Origin of the sequence: Pseudohongiella spirulinae, from assembly GCF_001444425.1 — a bacterium.
GTDB classification, from domain to species: Bacteria; Pseudomonadota; Gammaproteobacteria; order Pseudomonadales; family Pseudohongiellaceae; genus Pseudohongiella; species Pseudohongiella spirulinae.
The window spans coordinates 350,599-367,775 of record NZ_CP013189.1 but is presented as its reverse complement, the minus strand read 5'-3'; the positions used below and the strand labels follow the sequence as shown (position 1 = coordinate 367,775).

At 52.8% G+C, this 17,177-nt stretch carries 19 protein-coding genes and 2 pseudogenes; 12 read left to right on the top strand and 9 right to left on the bottom strand.

The genetic code is table 11. The features are described from left to right. Nucleotides 1–57 precede the first annotated feature (57 nt). Nucleotides 58–282, bottom strand: a complete 225-nt coding sequence (locus PS2015_RS15985; protein ID WP_418054913.1) for a hypothetical protein — start codon at nt 280–282, stop codon at nt 58–60. On the opposite strand from PS2015_RS15985, the pseudogene PS2015_RS15925 reads away from it, so the two are divergent. The 4 genes and pseudogenes from PS2015_RS15925 to PS2015_RS01850 all read left to right on the top strand — a co-directional run. Next, a pseudogene (locus PS2015_RS15925) lies at nt 215–664 on the top strand (proton-conducting transporter transmembrane domain-containing protein); the annotation flags it as partial. The gene PS2015_RS15985 and the pseudogene PS2015_RS15925 sit on opposite strands and share 68 nt — an antisense overlap. Then, nucleotides 653–1,225: pseudogene (locus PS2015_RS15920) on the top strand (putative inorganic carbon transporter subunit DabA). The pseudogenes PS2015_RS15925 and PS2015_RS15920, both read left to right, overlap by 12 nt. Beyond that, nucleotides 1,222–1,896: a tellurite resistance TerB family protein gene (locus tag PS2015_RS01855; protein WP_082627901.1), complete on the top strand. Its 675-nt coding sequence runs from the start codon at nt 1,222–1,224 to the stop codon at nt 1,894–1,896. The pseudogene PS2015_RS15920 and the gene PS2015_RS01855 overlap by 4 nt, the downstream one beginning before the upstream one ends. Nucleotides 1,897–1,966: 70 nt before the next feature. After that, the gene (locus PS2015_RS01850) at nt 1,967–2,578 is read left to right on the top strand and encodes a DUF8692 domain-containing protein (protein ID WP_058020571.1); all 612 of its coding nucleotides are present in this window, start codon (nt 1,967–1,969) and stop codon (nt 2,576–2,578) included. A gap of 9 nt (nt 2,579–2,587) precedes the next feature. On the opposite strand, the gene parE is transcribed toward PS2015_RS01850, so the two are convergent. The 6 genes from parE to PS2015_RS01820 all read right to left on the bottom strand — a co-directional run bounded on the left by parE (nt 2,588) and on the right by PS2015_RS01820 (nt 7,872). Beyond that, nucleotides 2,588–4,507, bottom strand: a complete 1,920-nt coding sequence (gene parE / locus PS2015_RS01845; RefSeq protein WP_058020570.1) for a DNA topoisomerase IV subunit B — start codon at nt 4,505–4,507, stop codon at nt 2,588–2,590. 30 nt (nt 4,508–4,537) lie between these two features. Continuing rightward, nucleotides 4,538–5,347: a 3',5'-cyclic-AMP phosphodiesterase gene (gene cpdA, locus PS2015_RS01840; RefSeq protein WP_058020569.1), complete on the bottom strand. Its 810-nt coding sequence runs from the start codon at nt 5,345–5,347 to the stop codon at nt 4,538–4,540. Nucleotides 5,348–5,350: 3 nt separating this feature from the next. Then, nucleotides 5,351–5,851: a DUF1249 domain-containing protein gene (locus PS2015_RS01835; protein ID WP_058020568.1), complete on the bottom strand. Its 501-nt coding sequence runs from the start codon at nt 5,849–5,851 to the stop codon at nt 5,351–5,353. Further along, nucleotides 5,835–6,443, bottom strand: a complete 609-nt coding sequence (locus PS2015_RS01830) for an NUDIX domain-containing protein (protein ID WP_237113353.1) — start codon at nt 6,441–6,443, stop codon at nt 5,835–5,837. The genes PS2015_RS01835 and PS2015_RS01830 overlap by 17 nt, the downstream gene beginning before the upstream one ends. A gap of 92 nt (nt 6,444–6,535) precedes the next feature. Continuing rightward, nucleotides 6,536–7,261, bottom strand: coding sequence for a ChrR family anti-sigma-E factor (locus PS2015_RS01825; RefSeq protein WP_082627900.1), 726 nt, complete (start codon nt 7,259–7,261; stop codon nt 6,536–6,538). A 2-nt stretch (nt 7,262–7,263) separates the two neighbouring features. Further along, nucleotides 7,264–7,872, bottom strand: a complete 609-nt coding sequence (locus PS2015_RS01820; RefSeq protein ID WP_058020565.1) for a sigma-70 family RNA polymerase sigma factor — start codon at nt 7,870–7,872, stop codon at nt 7,264–7,266. A gap of 229 nt (nt 7,873–8,101) precedes the next feature. Between PS2015_RS01820 and PS2015_RS01815 the strand changes: the two genes are divergently transcribed. The 7 genes from PS2015_RS01815 to PS2015_RS01785 are packed head-to-tail and all read left to right on the top strand — an operon-like array spanning nt 8,102 to nt 13,368. Beyond that, nucleotides 8,102–8,560, top strand: a complete 459-nt coding sequence (locus PS2015_RS01815) for a nuclear transport factor 2 family protein (RefSeq protein WP_058020564.1) — start codon at nt 8,102–8,104, stop codon at nt 8,558–8,560. Continuing rightward, complete coding sequence (locus PS2015_RS01810; protein WP_058020563.1) at nt 8,557–9,297, top strand: SDR family NAD(P)-dependent oxidoreductase; 741 nt, start codon at nt 8,557–8,559, stop codon at nt 9,295–9,297. The genes PS2015_RS01815 and PS2015_RS01810 overlap by 4 nt, the downstream gene beginning before the upstream one ends. 5 nt (nt 9,298–9,302) lie before the next feature. Continuing rightward, nucleotides 9,303–10,055 carry a DUF1365 domain-containing protein gene (locus tag PS2015_RS01805; RefSeq protein WP_058020562.1) on the top strand — a complete coding sequence of 251 codons (753 nt, stop codon included), beginning with the start codon at nt 9,303–9,305 and terminating at the stop codon, nt 10,053–10,055. Further along, entirely contained in the window at nt 10,052–11,374 is a 1,323-nt protein-coding gene (locus PS2015_RS01800) for an SAM-dependent methyltransferase (RefSeq protein WP_082627899.1), read from the top strand. The genes PS2015_RS01805 and PS2015_RS01800 overlap by 4 nt, the downstream gene beginning before the upstream one ends. Nucleotides 11,375–11,382: 8 nt before the next feature. Next, nucleotides 11,383–11,928: a DUF2878 domain-containing protein gene (locus PS2015_RS01795; RefSeq protein WP_058020561.1), complete on the top strand. Its 546-nt coding sequence runs from the start codon at nt 11,383–11,385 to the stop codon at nt 11,926–11,928. Then, nucleotides 11,925–12,680, top strand: coding sequence for a hypothetical protein (locus PS2015_RS01790; protein ID WP_058020560.1), 756 nt, complete (start codon nt 11,925–11,927; stop codon nt 12,678–12,680). The genes PS2015_RS01795 and PS2015_RS01790 overlap by 4 nt, the downstream gene beginning before the upstream one ends. 58 nt (nt 12,681–12,738) lie before the next feature. Further along, nucleotides 12,739–13,368 (top strand): DUF2889 domain-containing protein, encoded by a 630-nt coding sequence (locus tag PS2015_RS01785; protein WP_082627898.1) that lies wholly within the window; start codon nt 12,739–12,741, stop codon nt 13,366–13,368. On the opposite strand, the gene pdsS is transcribed toward PS2015_RS01785, so the two are convergent. Both pdsS and pdsR read right to left on the bottom strand, forming a co-directional pair. Further along, nucleotides 13,337–15,538 (bottom strand): proteobacterial dedicated sortase system histidine kinase, encoded by a 2,202-nt coding sequence (gene pdsS / locus PS2015_RS01780; protein WP_058020559.1) that lies wholly within the window; start codon nt 15,536–15,538, stop codon nt 13,337–13,339. The two genes, PS2015_RS01785 and pdsS, sit on opposite strands and share 32 nt — an antisense overlap. A 16-nt stretch (nt 15,539–15,554) precedes the next feature. Next, nucleotides 15,555–16,271, bottom strand: coding sequence for a proteobacterial dedicated sortase system response regulator (gene pdsR / locus PS2015_RS01775; RefSeq protein ID WP_058020558.1), 717 nt, complete (start codon nt 16,269–16,271; stop codon nt 15,555–15,557). A gap of 189 nt (nt 16,272–16,460) precedes the next feature. Here pdsR and PS2015_RS01770 point away from each other — a divergent pair, with 189 nt between their 5' ends. After that, complete coding sequence (locus tag PS2015_RS01770; protein ID WP_237113352.1) at nt 16,461–17,123, top strand: glutathione S-transferase family protein; 663 nt, start codon at nt 16,461–16,463, stop codon at nt 17,121–17,123. Nucleotides 17,124–17,177: the final 54 nt, after the last annotated feature.

The window sequence follows — 17,177 nt, the reverse complement described above, 5'->3', positions numbered from 1 at the left end:
TTTGATCATAAATGATTTTCGGAGCCAGTGGTATGCAATGGTGATATGATCGGTCGGTCATGAGCAAACTGAATTATCATCACCTTTAATACTTCTGGCAAGTTGCCCGCGATGGCAATCTGACGCGCACTGCCGAGCAGCTACACGTGGCGCAATCGGCGCGGCGACCCCGACCACCACCGCATTGTGCGTCACTATCTGCTGACCCTGCTGGCTGGTGTTGATAGTAGTCGGCCTGAGCTGCGTAATGGCTGCTCTGGTCATGATCACGCGTATCAGCATCAAGGTACGCCTGGCCTGGTCAACAGTTGTCCAGATAGGCCCGATGTTGGTGGAATGTGCTCTGGGTCTCTATGAGCTGGCGCTGTGGCGCCATACCGGGTCATTGCAGCACGATACCTATCGCATGGTTCGGAGACAGGGCGCACATCTTGATCATGCAGTTTTCGACACACCTTCCGCCGGTTTCGGTCTGGTGGAAATGCTCGGCATATTCAAATCGATTTCGATGCTGAAAAATAGCCTTAAACCCGCAGTACCAGGTCACCCTGTCAACCAACTATGCGATGACCGCCCCTTTGTTCTGACTCAACAAGGACAGACCCTGTCAGTCACGACTCTAACGGAACTTGCTGCAACGGTTTTAACCCATATGGGGCTCACAGAAAACGTTGCACCGGTAGTTTTACTGCTGGGCCATAGCTGTGAAACCGCAAACAATGCAGCGTTTGTCGTAGCGCCGCGCTCAATGACACAAAAAATTGATCTGCAGGGGCGCAGTTTCCTGCACGATTAAGATTGGAAAAAAGATAATGAATTTCAAACGCTTGAGCTAATCATGACAGCCCTCATGATTGTAACCAACTGGATTAACCTGCAATATTACGCATCAACCGTAGATAACCGGATTTATGGAAGCGGGAATAAATTACTGCATAACGTGGTCGGTGAAAACGAAGGGGTGTTTGAAGGCAACGGCGGCGATCTGCGCATCGGGCTGGCCATGCAGTTGCATGATGGGGGGCACTGGCGCCATCAGCCATTGCGTCTGAGTGTATTTATCGCCGCGCCACGCGATGCGATACTGACTATCGTCCGGAAACACGCGGCCGTTGCAGAACTGATTGACAATGATTGGCTGACTGTCTTTCAATGGGATGCCGAACAACACACCATCGGTCGTTTATATCAATTTGAGTGGATCAAACAGGAAAGGTCATTATGATCGACACCAATAAGCTTTTGAACCAGTTCATGGGCGGCAGTACAGGCACAACTCAGGGAGTCAATCCCGGCGCCGGTCGCGGAGATCTTATGAAAGGGGCGGCTGTCGGCGGTATTCTAGGCTTACTGGTAGGCAATAAAAAAACCCGCAAAATGGCTGGTGGGCTGGTTGGTTATGGTGGGGCAGCAGCAGCCGGCGCACTGGCTTTTAAGGCTTACCAGAACTGGCAGCAAGGCAAACAGGCCGCCACAGCGCCTGTTGCCACCGCCGCTGATGTAAACAATGTTGATCCACGATTTTTACCAGCCAGCATTGACAGCACGGGTCAGAATTTCTCCTTAACCTTGATGAGCGCCATGATTGCAGCCGCCAAGGCAGACGGTCATATCGATGCAAAAGAGCAGGCCGCCATCTTTGAGCATGTGGAGAAACTGTCGCTGGATGCGGAAAGCAAGGCGGCAGTATTTGACTTGCTACGCCAGCCGGCCGACATCGACTCACTGGTCAGTTCAGTGCAGGGCATGGAACAGGCGTCTGAGGTGTATCTGGTGTCACGTCTGGCGATCGATGTTGATCACCCCGCTGAACGTGCCTGGCTGGATGCCCTGGCGCACAAGCTCAACTTGCCGACCGAGCTGGTTGCACACCTGGATCATCAGATAGAGGACTGAGCATATCAAAGATTTCAATCTAAAAATAAATCCGTATTCATTGATTCTGCTCTTGAGCCTGGTTGCAGGCATGTTGCTGCTAATTCACGTATGGCTGACCATTCATCATTATCAGGTCAACGACATACCATGGGTTATTCGTCAGTTGTTTGACGTCGACGAAGAGAACAACATACCCACCTGGTTCTCTTCAGCCAACCTGCTGCTGGCGGCTGGTCTGACCCTCGTGCTGGCCGCCGATAAATGGCAATCACATGACCGGTGGCGTGTTCACTGGATGTTGCTCGGCTGGGGGTTTCTGCTGCTCTCTCTGGACGAGATGGCCGGTCTACACGAAAGCGTGAACGTGGTAACTGAAGCCTCCTGGGCTATCTATGCCCTGCCGCTGGTGTTACTGCTGGCTATCATATTTTTCCGCTTTCTGTACAACCTTCCAGTCCGCACGGCCAGCCTGCTGATTCTGTCCGGCTTGATCTTTCTGGGCGGCGCGATCGGTGTTGAGCTCTACACAGAGCCGTATCTGTACAATGACGAACTGGATACACTCGCATACAATCTGTGGACACCCATTGAAGAAGGCATGGAAATGTATGGGGTGATTCTTTTCCAGTACGCCATACTGGAATATATGGGCGCGGACAGGGAGTTCGCGATCAAAATACGTTTTTCAAGACACGATTGACGGGGAATATCACATCACCTCCGCCAGATTCCCGTATTCTTCCAGCCAGCTCTTGCGGTCAGGTGCACGTTTTTTCGCCAGCATCATATCCAGTGCTTCTTCAGTCTCACTGTAGCCCGCGTTACGATCATCCTCGGGCAATACCAGTTGCACAAGGCGCCTGGTGTCCCGACTCATTGTTGTTTCGCGTAGCTGCAACGGGTTCATTTCGCCCAGGCCCTTGAATCGCTGAACGTTGGGTCGGGCGGTTTTCTTCTCTGCAGCGATTCGATCCAGAATGCCGTTTTTCTCATCGTCATCCAGGGCATAGTAGACATCCTTGCCAACATCAATTCTATACAGCGGCGGCATTGCCACGAATACCCGACCTGCAGCCACCAGTGGCTTGAAATGGCGCACAAACAACGCGCATAACAAGGTGGCAATATGCAGACCATCAGAGTCCGCGTCTGCCAGAATACAGATCTTGCCGTAACGCAAGCCGCTCAAATCAGCAGAGCCCGGGTCAACTCCCAGTGCGACGGCAATGTCGTGCACCTCCTGAGATGCCAGAATTTCATTGGAGTCGACTTCCCAGGTATTCAAAATTTTCCCGCGAAGCGGCATAATGGCCTGTGTCTCTCGATCCCGCGCCTGCTTGGCTGAACCACCGGCCGAGTCACCCTCCACCAGAAACAGTTCACCTGCCATGACATCCTGGGTGGCGCAGTCTGCCAGCTTGCCAGGCAATGCCGGGCCGGTTGTCACTTTTTTACGGGCAACCTTCTTGCTGGCTTTCATGCGACTTTGCGCATTACTGATGCACAGCTCCGCCAGCGCCAGCGCATCATCAGTGTGCTGATTCAGCCACAGACTGAAGGCATCTTTTACCACACCACCAACAAAGGCAGCGCTTTGTCGCGACGATAATCGCTCTTTGGTCTGACCGGAAAACTGCGGATCTTTCATCTTGGTAGAGAGCACAAAGCAGCAGCGGTCCCAGATATCTTCCGGCGTCAGCTTCATGCCACGCGGCAGCAGGTTGCGGAACTCACAAAACTCACGCATCGCATCCAGAAGGCCGGTTCTCAATCCGTTGACGTGCGTGCCGCCCTGCGCAGTCGGAATCAGATTGACATAACTTTCCTGCAACAGTTCACCACCTTCCGGCAGCCACAACACGGCCCATTCAACCGCTTCATCATTGCCCTTCATATCTCCACTGAAAGGCTCAATCGGCAAAGTCAGATAGTCACCGGTGCCCTGCAGGATATAGTCAATCAGACCATCCTGATAGCACCACTCCTCGCTTTGCGCCTTGTCTTCGCTGACTGTATTATCAACAAAGATCACCCGCAGCCCGGAACAGAGCACTGCCTTGGCGCGCAGCACATGCTTAAGTCGAGGAATAGAAACACGAGGCGAGTCAAAATATTTTTCGTCAGGTAAAAAACGCAGCGTTGTGCCGGTATTACGCTTGCCGCAGGTACCAATCTCTTTCAGCTCGCTGGCCTTGTCTCCATTTTGAAATCGCATTTGATACACGATGCCATTGCGTTGCACCGTGACTTCCACATAATGCGACAGGGCATTCACAACAGACACACCGACACCATGCAGACCGCCGGAAAAATTATAGTTTTTGTCACTGAACTTGCCGCCGGCATGCAGGCGTGTCAGGATCAACTCAACACCGCTGACTTTTTCTTCGGGATGAATATCCACCGGCATACCGCGACCGTTATCCTGCACCTCAATCGAGCCATCTTTATGCAGGATCAGCATAATCGAACTGGCATGACCCGCCAGCGCTTCGTCGACACTGTTATCCAGCACCTCCTGCACAAGGTGATTGGGGCGTGTTGTATCGGTATACATGCCCGGGCGCTTTTTGACCGGATCCAGGCCCGTCAGAACCTCAATGGCATCTGCATTATAGTTACTGCTCATTAGAATTATTCTCTGATATATTTTTCCGGATCAGTAGCCATCGGCCCCCTGATCAACATTAACCGTGTAGTTTTCAAGACGACGCAACGTTGTCTGGACCTGCCCATCATCATGCAGGTCCAGCAGACGATAAGCTGGAGGCAGCAAATCCAGCGTAAAATCGTGCACGCCGGCTTTAAATTGAATACAGGTGGACGGTGTACAGATATACCGCTGACCATTGTTAATCAGGTCCAACTCTTGATGAATATGGCCGTAAACCACCGCCCGAACACTGCCATAGTTGTCCAGCAGACGATTGAAGTCATCCGCATTGTGCAAGCCAATGTCCAACATCCAGCCAGCTGTGCCTGGCAGCGGATTATGGTGCATGCACACAAGCGTATGACGAACCTGCGGATCACTTTCAGCAACTGACAGTCGATCCTGCAAACGCTCAAGCTCAGAGACTGCCAACTCACCGTGCACCTTGCCAGGCACACTGGTGTCCAGCATGACAACTTGCCAGCCGTTCAGGACCGAATGACCAGCAAACGCATTTTGCGAGCATGGTAGTGACTGCATAAGTTGCCGGTCATCATGATTGCCCGGCACCCATCGGAACGGCACACCGAGTCGGGCAATGGCATCGACAAAGGCCTGATAGGCCCGCATTGACGCATCCTGCGCGATATCACCCGTGGCAACAACCAGATCCAGGCTCCCTGCCTCATCCGCCAACGCATCAATGACCTGCAAAAAGCTGTCGCGGGTATTCAAACCCAGCAACTCCGCGCGTTCATCGGCGAACAGATGCGGGTCTGTAATCTGGGCTATACGGATGGGGCGATTGGCTGACATGGATCAATCTGTACAAAGACGATCAGAGCACAGGACGCTGACGCCCGGCGCTCGGCAAAGGCGCAGACATTCAGCCAGAAGTTCATTGATCTGGCGCTTTTCATCCTGATGGTACATATCCCGGTTCGGCACCTCGCTGCGCACAGGTATTCGCCGACGTCCCTGATAACTGACCGGCTCGGCGGTGCATGCATCGTGATACAAACGAACCTCAATCACCGGCAAACGGACGACGTCCGGCCATTGCATGTTCGCGCTTTCCATGCTGACCTCGAGCGTGGATGTATAGGTAAACTCCTCTTTCAGTCTGACAACAAGTTGCAGTCTGCTATCCGCCAGCGGAAAGCGCCAGCTATCGTGTTCCGGATTTGATTCTAGACCAGGGATCAGTCTGAGTAAACGCCTGTAATTGGCATCACAGGTCCGCATATATGCCGCCAGATCGACCCGGTAACGCGCTGGCGGGCTGCCTGAATGTAAAACCTGTTCAATTGCTGCAAACATACTGTAATCGAAACCACTGCAAGGCGATGATGGCCATGGCGTTATTGATTTTACCGGCCTGTAATGCAGCCAGCGCGTCGGCGACCGGAAGCACGACAACTTTTATGTCTTCGTGCTCATCCGCCAGGCCATGAATACCATCAGCTTGAGAGGCATCAACCCGGCCATAGAACACACTGATGCACTCGTCACTGCCGCCCGGACTGTTGTAATACTCACAGATAAATCGCAGATCGTTGACCTGCAGGCCGGCTTCTTCCTGCACTTCACGGGTCGCCACCTGCTCCGGGCTTTCGCCCTCATCGATAATGCCGGCTACCAGCTCCAGCACCCAGGGACTTTGTTGAGCATTATCCAGCAACCCGACCCGGAACTGCTCAACCAAAACCAGTTGATCTTGCTCCGGGTCATGCAACAACACGCCAACCGCGCGACCACGACAGAACAGCTCACGACTGAATGAGGGACTCCAGTCTCCGGCATAGCGTCGATGTTTCAAGCTTAGCTTATCGACTGCGAAAAAGCCCTGAAAAACACGCTCACGGCTGATGACTTCAACATCATCCTGCTGATAGGTGGGTGTGTAATTCAAAAGAAAACCCCCGTAGAGACTGTCAGTGCAAAACATCCATTATGCCGCACTGACAGTGAGGGGGCTAGCGCCGCAGAACATTCAGATCCGGTTTAGTTGGAGAATCCGGAAAGGCGGAATTGAACAAAAGGCTCAAGCAAGCGATACCAGATGGAGCTGGGTTTCACGGGCCGCTCCAGGCTGACCAGACAGATACAGTCTGTATCCATGGTGGCGGTTGGCTGATGCTTCTCACCAGCATGACGCACCACAAAATCTCCGCGCACGTATTTACCCTCGGCATCAGAGAAGCTGCCCTTTAACAGCACCGTGATTTCCTCACCGCGATGCTCATGCTCAGGCATCTGACCACCGGCCCGAATATCATACAGAGATGTCTGTCTGACACCGTCACCGACATTCACAGGAGCAATACGCAGCGACTTGCCGAGTTGTACCCAGTTAAGGCTCTGAATGGAACCCTGCGCCAGCTTCTGCACAACACGCGGCAAGGACAAACCCTGAGCCGGCGCCGCACTCACGACCGGCGCAGGTACTTCTGCCTGCTGATGGACTGCATCATCGTCAATCTTCTGCATCAACCGGGCAAATCCCTCGTCGTCCGCATCAACAGCCTCTTCCGGCTCGATACGTGTCATGATCTGCGCACCCAGATCACTGAGTTGCTGCACATGCGCCCGGCATTTGGCGCAAAATTCCAGGTGAGCGGCTACACAGATCGCCTCGGATGTCGCAAGGCTGCCAGATGCAAAATCTGTCAGAAATCTGGAGTCTGGATGAAATGAAACCATGTTAATACCTGCTTTGGCTGAACTCATAATCAGCGATCAATCAATATTTGCAATTTACTGAGCGCCAGCCGGATACGAGACTTGACCGTTCCCAGTGGCAGATCCATTTCTTCGGCGACTTCATTATGCGACTTGCCTTCCATAAACGCCTTGTAAAGCACTTGCAGTTGCTCATCCGGCAGACTGGTTATGGCCTGACGGATCACTTGCTCCGCCCGGCGCTGTTGCAGATCAACCAGCGGCTCGGGCGATTCCGGCTCATGCCAGATATCCTCAATCTCGATTTTCCGATCATTTCGTTCGTTACGCCGGATAAAGTCAATTCGAGTGTTTCGTGCAATCGTAAAGATCCAGGTATTGACACTGGCTTTGGCCGGGTTAAAGGACGCTGCCTTGTTCCAGACCTTGATCAATACTTCCTGAGTAATTTCTTCTGCCTCGGAGCGGTCGCCTCCGGCGCCCATACTCTTCAGCAGAAACGCCCGAATCAGCGGCGTATAGTGCTTGTAGAGCTGCTGAAAAGCCGCCCGGTCGCGCTTCTGAGCTACCTGCCTGACCAGATCCGCCCAGGGATCCGGGGCTCTGTTTGTGGCGGCCTGTGCACTGGCTACATTGTCCATGTCGTCATTATTTTCCACGGTTGTCCTGAATGCCTGCGTACTGTGTTGATTTACGCAGAAGTCATGTACGACCTGTCTACGTGCGAAGTTTGACAACCGGATCACTCGTCACTGGCATTTTTTGCCCGGTGGCCGGCAGATTTTCCGGAATGTCATATCAAGCTGCCGTCTTTCCGGTAATGATCCGGAGCCGAGCGTCGGGCGTAATAATAGCCATGAGCATACGCCCGACAGGTGATTTTGACAAATGGCAACTAACATGAACTCCGTCAGCGATAATCTGCGTGCCGCGCTGATCCGTGACTTCAAGGATTTTTACCGGCAGCCTGATATCGCTGGCTTGGACAATATCGACCGGATTTATACGCAGGATGTCGAATTTCACGATCCAGCACACGCTCTTTATGGACGGCTGGCAGTCAAAAACTATCTGCGCAGCCTGTACGGCAATACCCGCGATATCCGTTTTGAATATCACGATGAACAGATCGGTGAAAACAGTGCGACCATAAACTGGATCATGCACTTCAGCCATCCGTCACTGAAGCGCGGGGCGCCGATTCAGGTCAAAGGTATCACCATGATCCGCTTTACAGACCGGATTTTTTACCACGAGGATTTTTTCGATCTGGGAGCCATGGTTTATCAGCACGTACCTGTGCTGGGAATGGCTGTGCGCTACATCAACAGACGGCTTTCCGCATGAATATCTGGATAACCGGCGGGGGTTCCGGCATAGGGCGAGAACTTGCATTACTTTATGCTCTGGAGGGTCATGAAGTGGTGATCAGCGGACGCTCTGAGGACAAACTGAAAGAGGTTGTGGAAGCCGCCGGGAAATCGCAAGCCGTCGGCCAAATCAAAACCCTCGCCTTTGATGTCACCAATCCTGGCCAGGCAGAAAACGTCTGTGACCGGCTGAAGCTGTTTTTCAGCCATCTGGACCTGGTCATTCTTAACGCTGGCACCTGCGAATACATCCAGGGGCAGCAACTTGATGTGGCCCTCTTCCGCCGCGTTATGGACACCAATCTTTTTGGACAGATCAATGCTCTGAACGCCGCGCTGCCATTGCTGCGCCAGGCACCGGAGAGACCCCTGGTGGCCGGCATCTGCAGCCTGGCCGCTTTTATTGGATTTCCGCGAGCGGAGGCTTACGGCGCATCAAAAGCAGCAGCGCGCTATTTTCTGCACTCTGTACGCACTGATTTCAAAGACGTCATGGATGTAACTGTTGTTAACCCGGGATTTGTTACCACACCAATGACGGCGCAAAACGATTTCCCAATGCCGTTTCTGATGGACGCTTCCCGGGCCGCCCAACGCATTGCAAACGCTTTGCGCAACCGCCCGCTTGAGTATAACTTCCCGGCAAGACTGGTTTTTGCCCTGCGCACCGCTCAGCTCTTCAAGCGACTCTGGTACAGGATGATAGGAAGGTAGCGGCGATGGAAAGCGGTATTTATCACGGAATAGTCAAACATCATCGCATGCAGCCCAGACACCATTATTTCAGCTACAAAGTATTCATGATGTATCTGGACCTTGATGAACTGGAGCAGGTTTTCAGTCGCAATCTGATGTGGTCCGCCAGACGCGCAGCGTTCGCCTGGTTCAGACGTCGCGACTACCTGGGTCCCGACGATATACCGCTGAAAGAGGCTGTCTACCGGCGCGTGGAACAGGCCACCGGGCAGCGCCCCGACGGCCCGGTCCGGCTTCTGACTAATCTGCGCTACTTTGGTTTTCTGATCAACCCGATCAGTTGCTATTACGTCTTTGATACAAACAATGCGCTGACGCATATTGTTGCCGAAGTGACCAATACTCCCTGGCAGCAACGGGTCACTTATGTCGTGCCCTGTGACGACGAGGGCAAGGCAACACATGTATTCAAAAAGCAGATGCACGTGTCACCGTTTATGCCGATGGATATGAACTACCACTGGCGCTCAGACAGACCCGCGGAGCGCCTGACCCTGAATTTACAGAACTGGCGCAATGGTCAGCAGGCCTTTATTGCCAATCTGAATTTGTGTCGGCAAGAGATCACGCCCGGCAATCTGAATCGAATTTTGATTAATTACCCATTTATGACCTTAAAGGTGGCCCTGGGCATTTACTGGCAGGCAATGAAGTTATCTGTCAAAAGAATCCCTTTTTTACCTCACCCAGATAACCGGAGTAACACACAGATATGAAATCACCCGGCAACTACCAGGCTGGCCTTGTCCAGGCAGGCGTGCTTGAATCTGACTCAATCTCCCGCGGTCTGATGGATAAAGCCACGGCCCGACAGCGACTGGCCCGTGAACTGTTGCACCGCCGACTAAATCTGATCTCCAAAGGCACTCTGATCATCGACGAAGGTGACCAGTTGTTGCGCTTTGGTGAACAGACACCGGACTCTCTGACAGCACATGTCATTGTGACGGATCCAGATTTTTATCAGGCCGTTGCCTACAACGGCAGCATTGGCGGCGGCGAGTCTTACATGCGTCATCAGTGGCACACACCTGACCTGGTCGCTCTGGTTCGCATCATGGTACTGAACCTTCCGGTATTACAAGGCATGGACGGCGGCAAATCCTGGGTCGCACGTATGCTGAACAAAGTACTGCATCTGCGCAATCGCAACACCATAAGCGGATCCAAAGCCAACATTGCCGCTCATTACGACCTGAGCAACCAGTTTTTTGAGACCTTCCTGGACCCGTCCATGATGTACTCGGCGGCGATTTTTGAACACGAAAAACAATCCTTGCATGAAGCTTCGCTCAACAAACTGACCCACATCTGTGAGCGTCTGCAACTCAAACCCGACGATCACCTGCTGGAGATCGGCACCGGCTGGGGCTCAATGGCCATTCATGCAGCCAGGCACTACGGCTGCCGGGTCACCTCCGCGACGATTTCACAGGAGCAATATGAGTACGCCTGCAAGCGTGTGGCTGAAGAGGGACTACAGGACCGCATTGAAATTCTCCTGGAGGACTATCGAAATCTGCAAGGTCAGTACGACAAGCTGGTCTCCATCGAAATGATAGAGGCTGTTGGTCACCAGTATTTCAGCACCTACTTTGCCAAATGTTCGTCACTGCTCAAGTCAGACGGGTTAATGCTGATTCAGGCCATCACCATCTCTGACCAGCGTTACGAAAATTCATTGCACAGTGTCGACTTCATTCAGCGGTATATCTTTCCCGGTGGATGTCTGCCCAGCAACACCGCCATCGCCAATCACATTTGCAAGGATACCGATCTGCAGATCGTAGGGCTTGAAGATATCACACGCGATTATGCACTGACCCTGGAGCGCTGGCGCACCACATTCCTGAGCAAGGTGCGTAACATCCAGGAGCAGGGCTTTGGTCCGGACTTCATCCGCATGTGGGACTACTATCTGGCTTATTGCCAGGGCGGATTCATGGAGCGGGTTATACATACAGCGCAGTTCCTGATGGCGAAACCAGACTGCCGCCTGCAACCCCTGCATGCCCGAATACCGGCAAAGCGCTGAGCAACATCATGCCCTTGATGATCAATAACAGCCAGATGAAGCTCTCTGAGCGCCAGTATTTGCTTGTTAATGCGCTGATGTTCCAGCTGGGCTGGCTGCTTTGTGTGCTGTTTGGTTCAATGATCGCCGTTGGCGTCACCGCAGCGACAGTCGCGCTGCATATGCAATGGGTTCGGGACAAAAGGAGAGAAGGCATTTTTCTGCTCCTGTGCCTGGGCATTGGTTTTATGACCGACCTGCTGTTAATTCAGTTCGGCGTGCTGACAACAGGCAGCGTGTTCCCGCCGCTCTGGCTGAGTTGTCTGTGGGTGCTGTTTGGCACCACAGTTGGCTACGCACTGCGTATATTTCACGGCAAACTGTGGCTGTGCATTGCCGCCGGTGGACTGTCTGCGCCACTGTCTTATTATGGCGGGGCGCGTCTGGCCGACGTAGGGCTATTGGCGCCAGCGTGGCTGGCACTGCTGGTAATCGGTTTGGTGTGGGCGTTCGTATTTCCGGTATTAATTCATTTTTACAGCGTTAATCGCTTAAAAGTGGGGAGTGTGTCATGAAGCCTGTTTTCGCGTTAATCACACTGGTATCCGCTTGCCTGACTGCTACACCAGGCGCCCTGGCTGTACCATCAAATCTGCCGGCAGACATCTGGGCCGTCGGTACAGCCTGGACGCAGGATCAGCAGCGCGTGCAGTATTACGAGTACCACTATGCCGATAACCCGGAGCTGGACCTGCCGACACGGGTAGAGTATAGAGATCCCGGCGGCCGGATTTTCGCCTCCAAAAAGATTGATTACAGCGACTCATTGATTGCACCGTCAGTCAGCCAGCAGGACTATCGGAATCAGGCTCAGCTGCAGACGGAACACAGCGCTGAACCTGCTGCGCAAGTCATTCGTGTCAATTTCCGTCCGCATGACAGTGACCAGTTACAGCAGACGGAGATCGCTACCCGGGACACCCTGATTGTTGATGCCGGCTTCGACCCGTTTGTACGCAAGCACTGGGATAACCTGGTCGGCGGACGGCGCGTAACAGCCGACTTTCTTGTGCCCGCTCGAATGGACAGCGTGCGCATCAGTGTAAGCAGGACTGACACCGCCAATTGCCCGGCTGATTCGCAGCCCCTGCACTGTTTTGTCATCCGTCCGGCCGGGTTGCTGCGCGTGGTTGGATGGCTGGTTGACCCTATCTACATCGGCTACCATCAGGAGACCCGCCGCCTGCTGGTATTTAACGGCCTCAGCAATTTGCGTGACGATGCCGGCGAACCACGTAACGCTCTGATTAAATTTGAATATTTCTGATCAGAACGAACATCCGCTTTTTAGGCTATAATCCGCCGCTTCATGCGGAGGATTATTTATGCCATTACCGACGCCGGTCAAACGCCAGCATATTCATACACGCCATATTAATTTCGCCGGGTTTGAACGTGAAGACGGCCTGTTCGACATCGAAGCTCACCTGACAGATACCAAAACCTATGCTTTCAGTAACAATTGGCGGGGTGATATTGAACCGGGCGACCCGATCCACGAAATGTGGTTACGCGTCACTATCAACGACAAGTTTGTGGTGCAGAACGTCGAGGCAGCAACTGATAACAGCCCGTTTGCCATTTGTCCTGACATAGCTCCGATCTATAAGGAATTGACAGGACTGACCATGGGTCCCGGCTGGCGCAAGGCCGTCCGCCAGAAAGTAGGTGGCGTTCAGGGTTGCACCCATCTGACCGAACTGCTCTTCCCGATGGCTACCGTGGCGATTCAGACCATCAAGCCCCTGCAGAATCATCGTCGTCGCCTGGCGGACTCGGACAGCCGCCAGCATGTCGGTCGACCGTTTGTGCTCAATACCTGTCATGCCTGGGCGGAGCACTCACCCGTCGTAAAGGAAAACGCGCCGGATTTTTACGTACCCAAAGAAAAAAGCCGGATTATTGCCAGCAATGGCGGAGAATCTATTCGTGTAACAGAGGAAGCAGCAGAGTAATTGCGACGCCTTCGTACTCCTTGATGTTTTCAGCTCTGATCTGCCCCCCATGGAATTCGGTAATCAGACGCGCAATATGCAGCCCCATGCCCAAATGGGGCTCCTTCTGTTTCTCCTGGGGACGCACAGAAATCATTGAGTCAAACAATCGCCCCTTCATCTCTTCTGGCAAATAGGGTCCGTAGTTGGTCACCCTGAGCACCGCGCGATCTTTTATCACCCGGCATGAAACAACAATCGGCTTCTTGTGATAGCTAAACTCGACAGCGTTGGCGATCAGTTTATCCATTAACTGAGCTATGTACTCGGGAACGCCATTTATCATGACAGGCCCCTGCAGATCGCCCTCAATGACCGCATCTGGATACGCCAGACGATACCCCTCAATACAACCCGCCAGCACCCTGGCAAGATCAATTTTCTCTTTCTCGGAGGTCTGCAGCATCTGTTCCAGCCGCGTTGCTTCACTCATATTGGTCAGGATCAGATTCAGGCGATTGATACCTTCCTCGGCGCGCTGAATGTATACTGACGACTCCCTGTCACTCACCGTCATACCCAGGTTTTCCAGCGATGACCGCACCACGGTAACCGGTGTGCGCAACTCGTGCGACAACCGCGAGGACATATTTTCCAGGTAATTTGTATACTGCCCGAGGCGTTCAACAATATTGTAAAAACTGCGGGACAAGTCGCCGATTTCGTCAGAATTTCGACTGGCGACAATGGTGTTTTTCAGGCGCCCGGTATCATCAATGATTTTTTCGGCCTGATTGCGCAATGCCCGGATTCGGCTGGAAATTCTTGAAGCAAAAAAGAACAGGCCGACGGCGACCAGCAGCATGACACCCAAAATGGTATTAAACAGTGTCTCCAATGCCTGATTACGGAAGGTTCGCAGACCATTCATGTTCTGATCAACAACCACGGCACCCATCACATCACCATCGGCAAAAATGGGGTGGGCAGCTCCCAAAATACGGGTCTGGCTGGAATCAATGGTTCGGAATTGCGTCATCGCCTGTCCGCTCAGGGCAGCGCTGAGATGCGCACCTTCCAGTGTACTACCCACGTACAGATCTTCAATAAAATCATTGGAGGGCTTGGTCAGGATCTGATAATACAACGGATGCAGTACATGCTCCTCGATGTAAGACCAATAAGGATTGCGAGATTGCTCATTGTTTTCCTCAACCAGGGAAAGACCACTTGCTGACTGGATATCGCCAACACTGAGCAGCACGCGGTTACTGCGATCCACCACCTGGATGCGCGAATTGGTATGCCCCATGCCCTCAACAATCTTGTCAATTTCTGGCGTTGGTCGCAGCAGAATCCCCAGACGTTCTTTATTATTCACATCTGATGTCGCCACAACTGCCGTCACATTGCGCGTTTCCGGGTCATCCACATCATAAATCGCAAAACCCAGGCGCTCGCCCAGCATGTTCAGCGGCATTCGCAATTCAACTACATAGCCATCGGGTGTTTCATACCACTGCCCACTGATGCGCTCTTCATGGGTCAGCGAGCCGATATCACGCAAGTCGTTGCCCAACTCGTAGGCGTAAATGAATTCCGGTCCGCGAGGCGAGATCACATATCGATGCAATCTATTGTCGCGAGAGGTCATGGAAATCTGCAGAAAGTCACTGCGATGAATACTCAGGCTGTCCGGTGAGCGATACACCACATTATTGTCGACCACCTTAAGATAGGCATACAGATATCGATTATGCTCACCCACCAACAGGCTGAAATTCAGTGACTCATCATTGTGATAATAGCGCGAGAATTCGCTTTGCGGATTCAGCGGCGTGGCGATGGTATTGGCCCGCCCATAGGGCAGTTCGTAGCGCTGGTAATCACGCCAGTCAATCAACGAGCTGTCATCCAGGGCCAGTGGGTAATAGATGGGATAAACATAAAGGTTTTCACTGCGGCGGGCCGCCGGACTGAACGTACCCTCATCGAACAGCTCCGGCCGTTCATTCAACGCGGTTGCCAGCGCTCGTGCCGTACCCAGCACCACCTGCTCCTGCCCCCGGCGCAGATAATCCTCCATTTCCAGAATGTACTGATAACCCAGCCAGGGAATAACCAGCAAGAAACTGGACAGAAAAACCAGCTTGAAGCGGATACCAAAGGGATTTTTGAGGGCTCGGGCCATAGTATTTTCTCAGCGTTCAGTCGCCACTGCCCTCTGCACCTGGCGGAATATTCCAGCGATAGCCCATGCCATACACGGTCTCAATACAGTCAAATTGTGTATCCACCTGCAGGAATTTTTTGCGAATCCGCTTCACATGGGAAGTAATGGTGCTGCCATCCACAAAAATTTTTGATTCCTGCATCAATACCTGTCGGCTTTTAACATGACCGGGAAATTTAACCAGCGCATGCACCATCCAGAATTCCGTAACCGTCAACGGCACAGCTTTGCCATCCCACTGCACAGTCAGCCGACCGATATCAAGCTGCAGCTTGTCGCGCTGCAACAGATTTTCAGGCGATGTTGGCTGATTCAGCGCATCCTGCCGGCGAAACAGCGCAGCAATGCGGGCCGACAGGTGCGGCAGGCTGATATCCTTGGTCAGATAGTCGTCAGCGCCCATGCGCAGACCACTGACAGTATCAAAATCATTGTCCCGCGCAGTCAGGAAGATGATCGGCAGCGTCTCCGACATGGATCGCAGACTCTGGCAGAGTGTGAAACCGCCATCAATTTCATTTTCCAGGCCGATATCGATGATCGCCAGATTAGGCAGACGCAGATCAAAGGCCTTCATTGCCTCACGGCGATTAGGAAAGGTCTGCACCTCGTAACCCTGCTTGCGCAGCACATCAGCATAATTCTCGCGGATAGCCGCTTCATCTTCTACTATTGCAATACGTCTTGCCATGTTTCACCTTCCTGCCTCACAGAGCGCCGACTATACCGTATTTGACGCCCCAGTTTAGCCATGGTTTTTGCACCGGACCCGCTTGCCATCATTTTGCCACAATTAGTCAGGACAAAGACCCTGTTGCTGCCTGACACTGCAATAAAGCTCGTGTCTAATCCAGTATCAACAAAGCAGGAGTCTTCTCTGGTGAGTGCAATAAGACTGGTTATAGGCAACAAAAATTTCTCCTCATGGTCCATGCGCCCGTGGCTGTTACTGAAACAGTCAGACATCGCCTTCGACGAGGTCAGCGTGCCGCTTTATCAGCGCAACACGGCTGAGAAACTGGGGCCTTTGTCGCCATCGCTAAAAGTCCCTGCGCTTATCCATCAGCAGACCACAGTGTGGGATTCGCTCGCTATATGTGAGTATATTTCCGAGGCATTTCTGGACGGCCGGGGCTGGCCAGCGAGCCCTCGCAAACGCGCCACAGCCCGGTCAGTGTGCGCAGAGATTCATTCTGAGTTCCCAAACCTGAAAAAAGACTGGCCGATGAACTGCAAGGCCGTTGTCGAATTAGCCAGGCCTGAGGTCATCGAGAACGAAATTGCCCGGATCGATGCCATCTGGAGTTGCTGCCGCCGCAAATATGGTGTGGATGGCGACTATATGTTTGGTCGCTTCTCTATCGCCGACTGTATGTATGCACCAGTCGCCATCAGCTTCCATAACTACGGCGCCATTTTAAGTACAGAAGCACGGAAATATGCCGATACACTGTTAGCAAACCCCTGGGTTCGGGAGTGGATTTCCCTGGCGCAGGCAGAGCAGGATATACAGGCACCAATGGGTGCTGTCAGCAATATGTAAACAGGTCCTGATTTTTTAGGCAGTAAGTGTGAACCGTTGTTAGCTCCTTGTTCT

Bases quoted from the DNA above. Each gene is read 5' to 3' on its own strand.
- PS2015_RS15985 (WP_418054913.1), bottom strand. From the start codon at position 282: ATGCTGATACGCGTGATCATGACCAGAGCAGCCATTACGCAGCTCAGG.
- PS2015_RS01855 (WP_082627901.1), top strand. From the start codon at position 1,222: ATGATCGACACCAATAAGCTTTTGAACCAGTTCATGGGCGGCAGTACA.
- PS2015_RS01850 (WP_058020571.1), top strand. From the start codon at position 1,967: ATGTTGCTGCTAATTCACGTATGGCTGACCATTCATCATTATCAGGTC.
- parE (WP_058020570.1), bottom strand. From the start codon at position 4,507: ATGAGCAGTAACTATAATGCAGATGCCATTGAGGTTCTGACGGGCCTG.
- cpdA (WP_058020569.1), bottom strand. From the start codon at position 5,347: ATGTCAGCCAATCGCCCCATCCGTATAGCCCAGATTACAGACCCGCAT.
- PS2015_RS01835 (WP_058020568.1), bottom strand. From the start codon at position 5,851: ATGTTTGCAGCAATTGAACAGGTTTTACATTCAGGCAGCCCGCCAGCG.
- PS2015_RS01825 (WP_082627900.1), bottom strand. From the start codon at position 7,261: ATGAGTTCAGCCAAAGCAGGTATTAACATGGTTTCATTTCATCCAGAC.
- PS2015_RS01815 (WP_058020564.1), top strand. From the start codon at position 8,102: ATGGCAACTAACATGAACTCCGTCAGCGATAATCTGCGTGCCGCGCTG.
- PS2015_RS01810 (WP_058020563.1), top strand. From the start codon at position 8,557: ATGAATATCTGGATAACCGGCGGGGGTTCCGGCATAGGGCGAGAACTT.
- PS2015_RS01805 (WP_058020562.1), top strand. From the start codon at position 9,303: ATGGAAAGCGGTATTTATCACGGAATAGTCAAACATCATCGCATGCAG.
- PS2015_RS01800 (WP_082627899.1), top strand. From the start codon at position 10,052: ATGAAATCACCCGGCAACTACCAGGCTGGCCTTGTCCAGGCAGGCGTG.
- PS2015_RS01795 (WP_058020561.1), top strand. From the start codon at position 11,383: ATGCCCTTGATGATCAATAACAGCCAGATGAAGCTCTCTGAGCGCCAG.
- PS2015_RS01790 (WP_058020560.1), top strand. From the start codon at position 11,925: ATGAAGCCTGTTTTCGCGTTAATCACACTGGTATCCGCTTGCCTGACT.
- PS2015_RS01785 (WP_082627898.1), top strand. From the start codon at position 12,739: ATGCCATTACCGACGCCGGTCAAACGCCAGCATATTCATACACGCCAT.
- pdsS (WP_058020559.1), bottom strand. From the start codon at position 15,538: ATGGCCCGAGCCCTCAAAAATCCCTTTGGTATCCGCTTCAAGCTGGTT.
- pdsR (WP_058020558.1), bottom strand. From the start codon at position 16,271: ATGGCAAGACGTATTGCAATAGTAGAAGATGAAGCGGCTATCCGCGAG.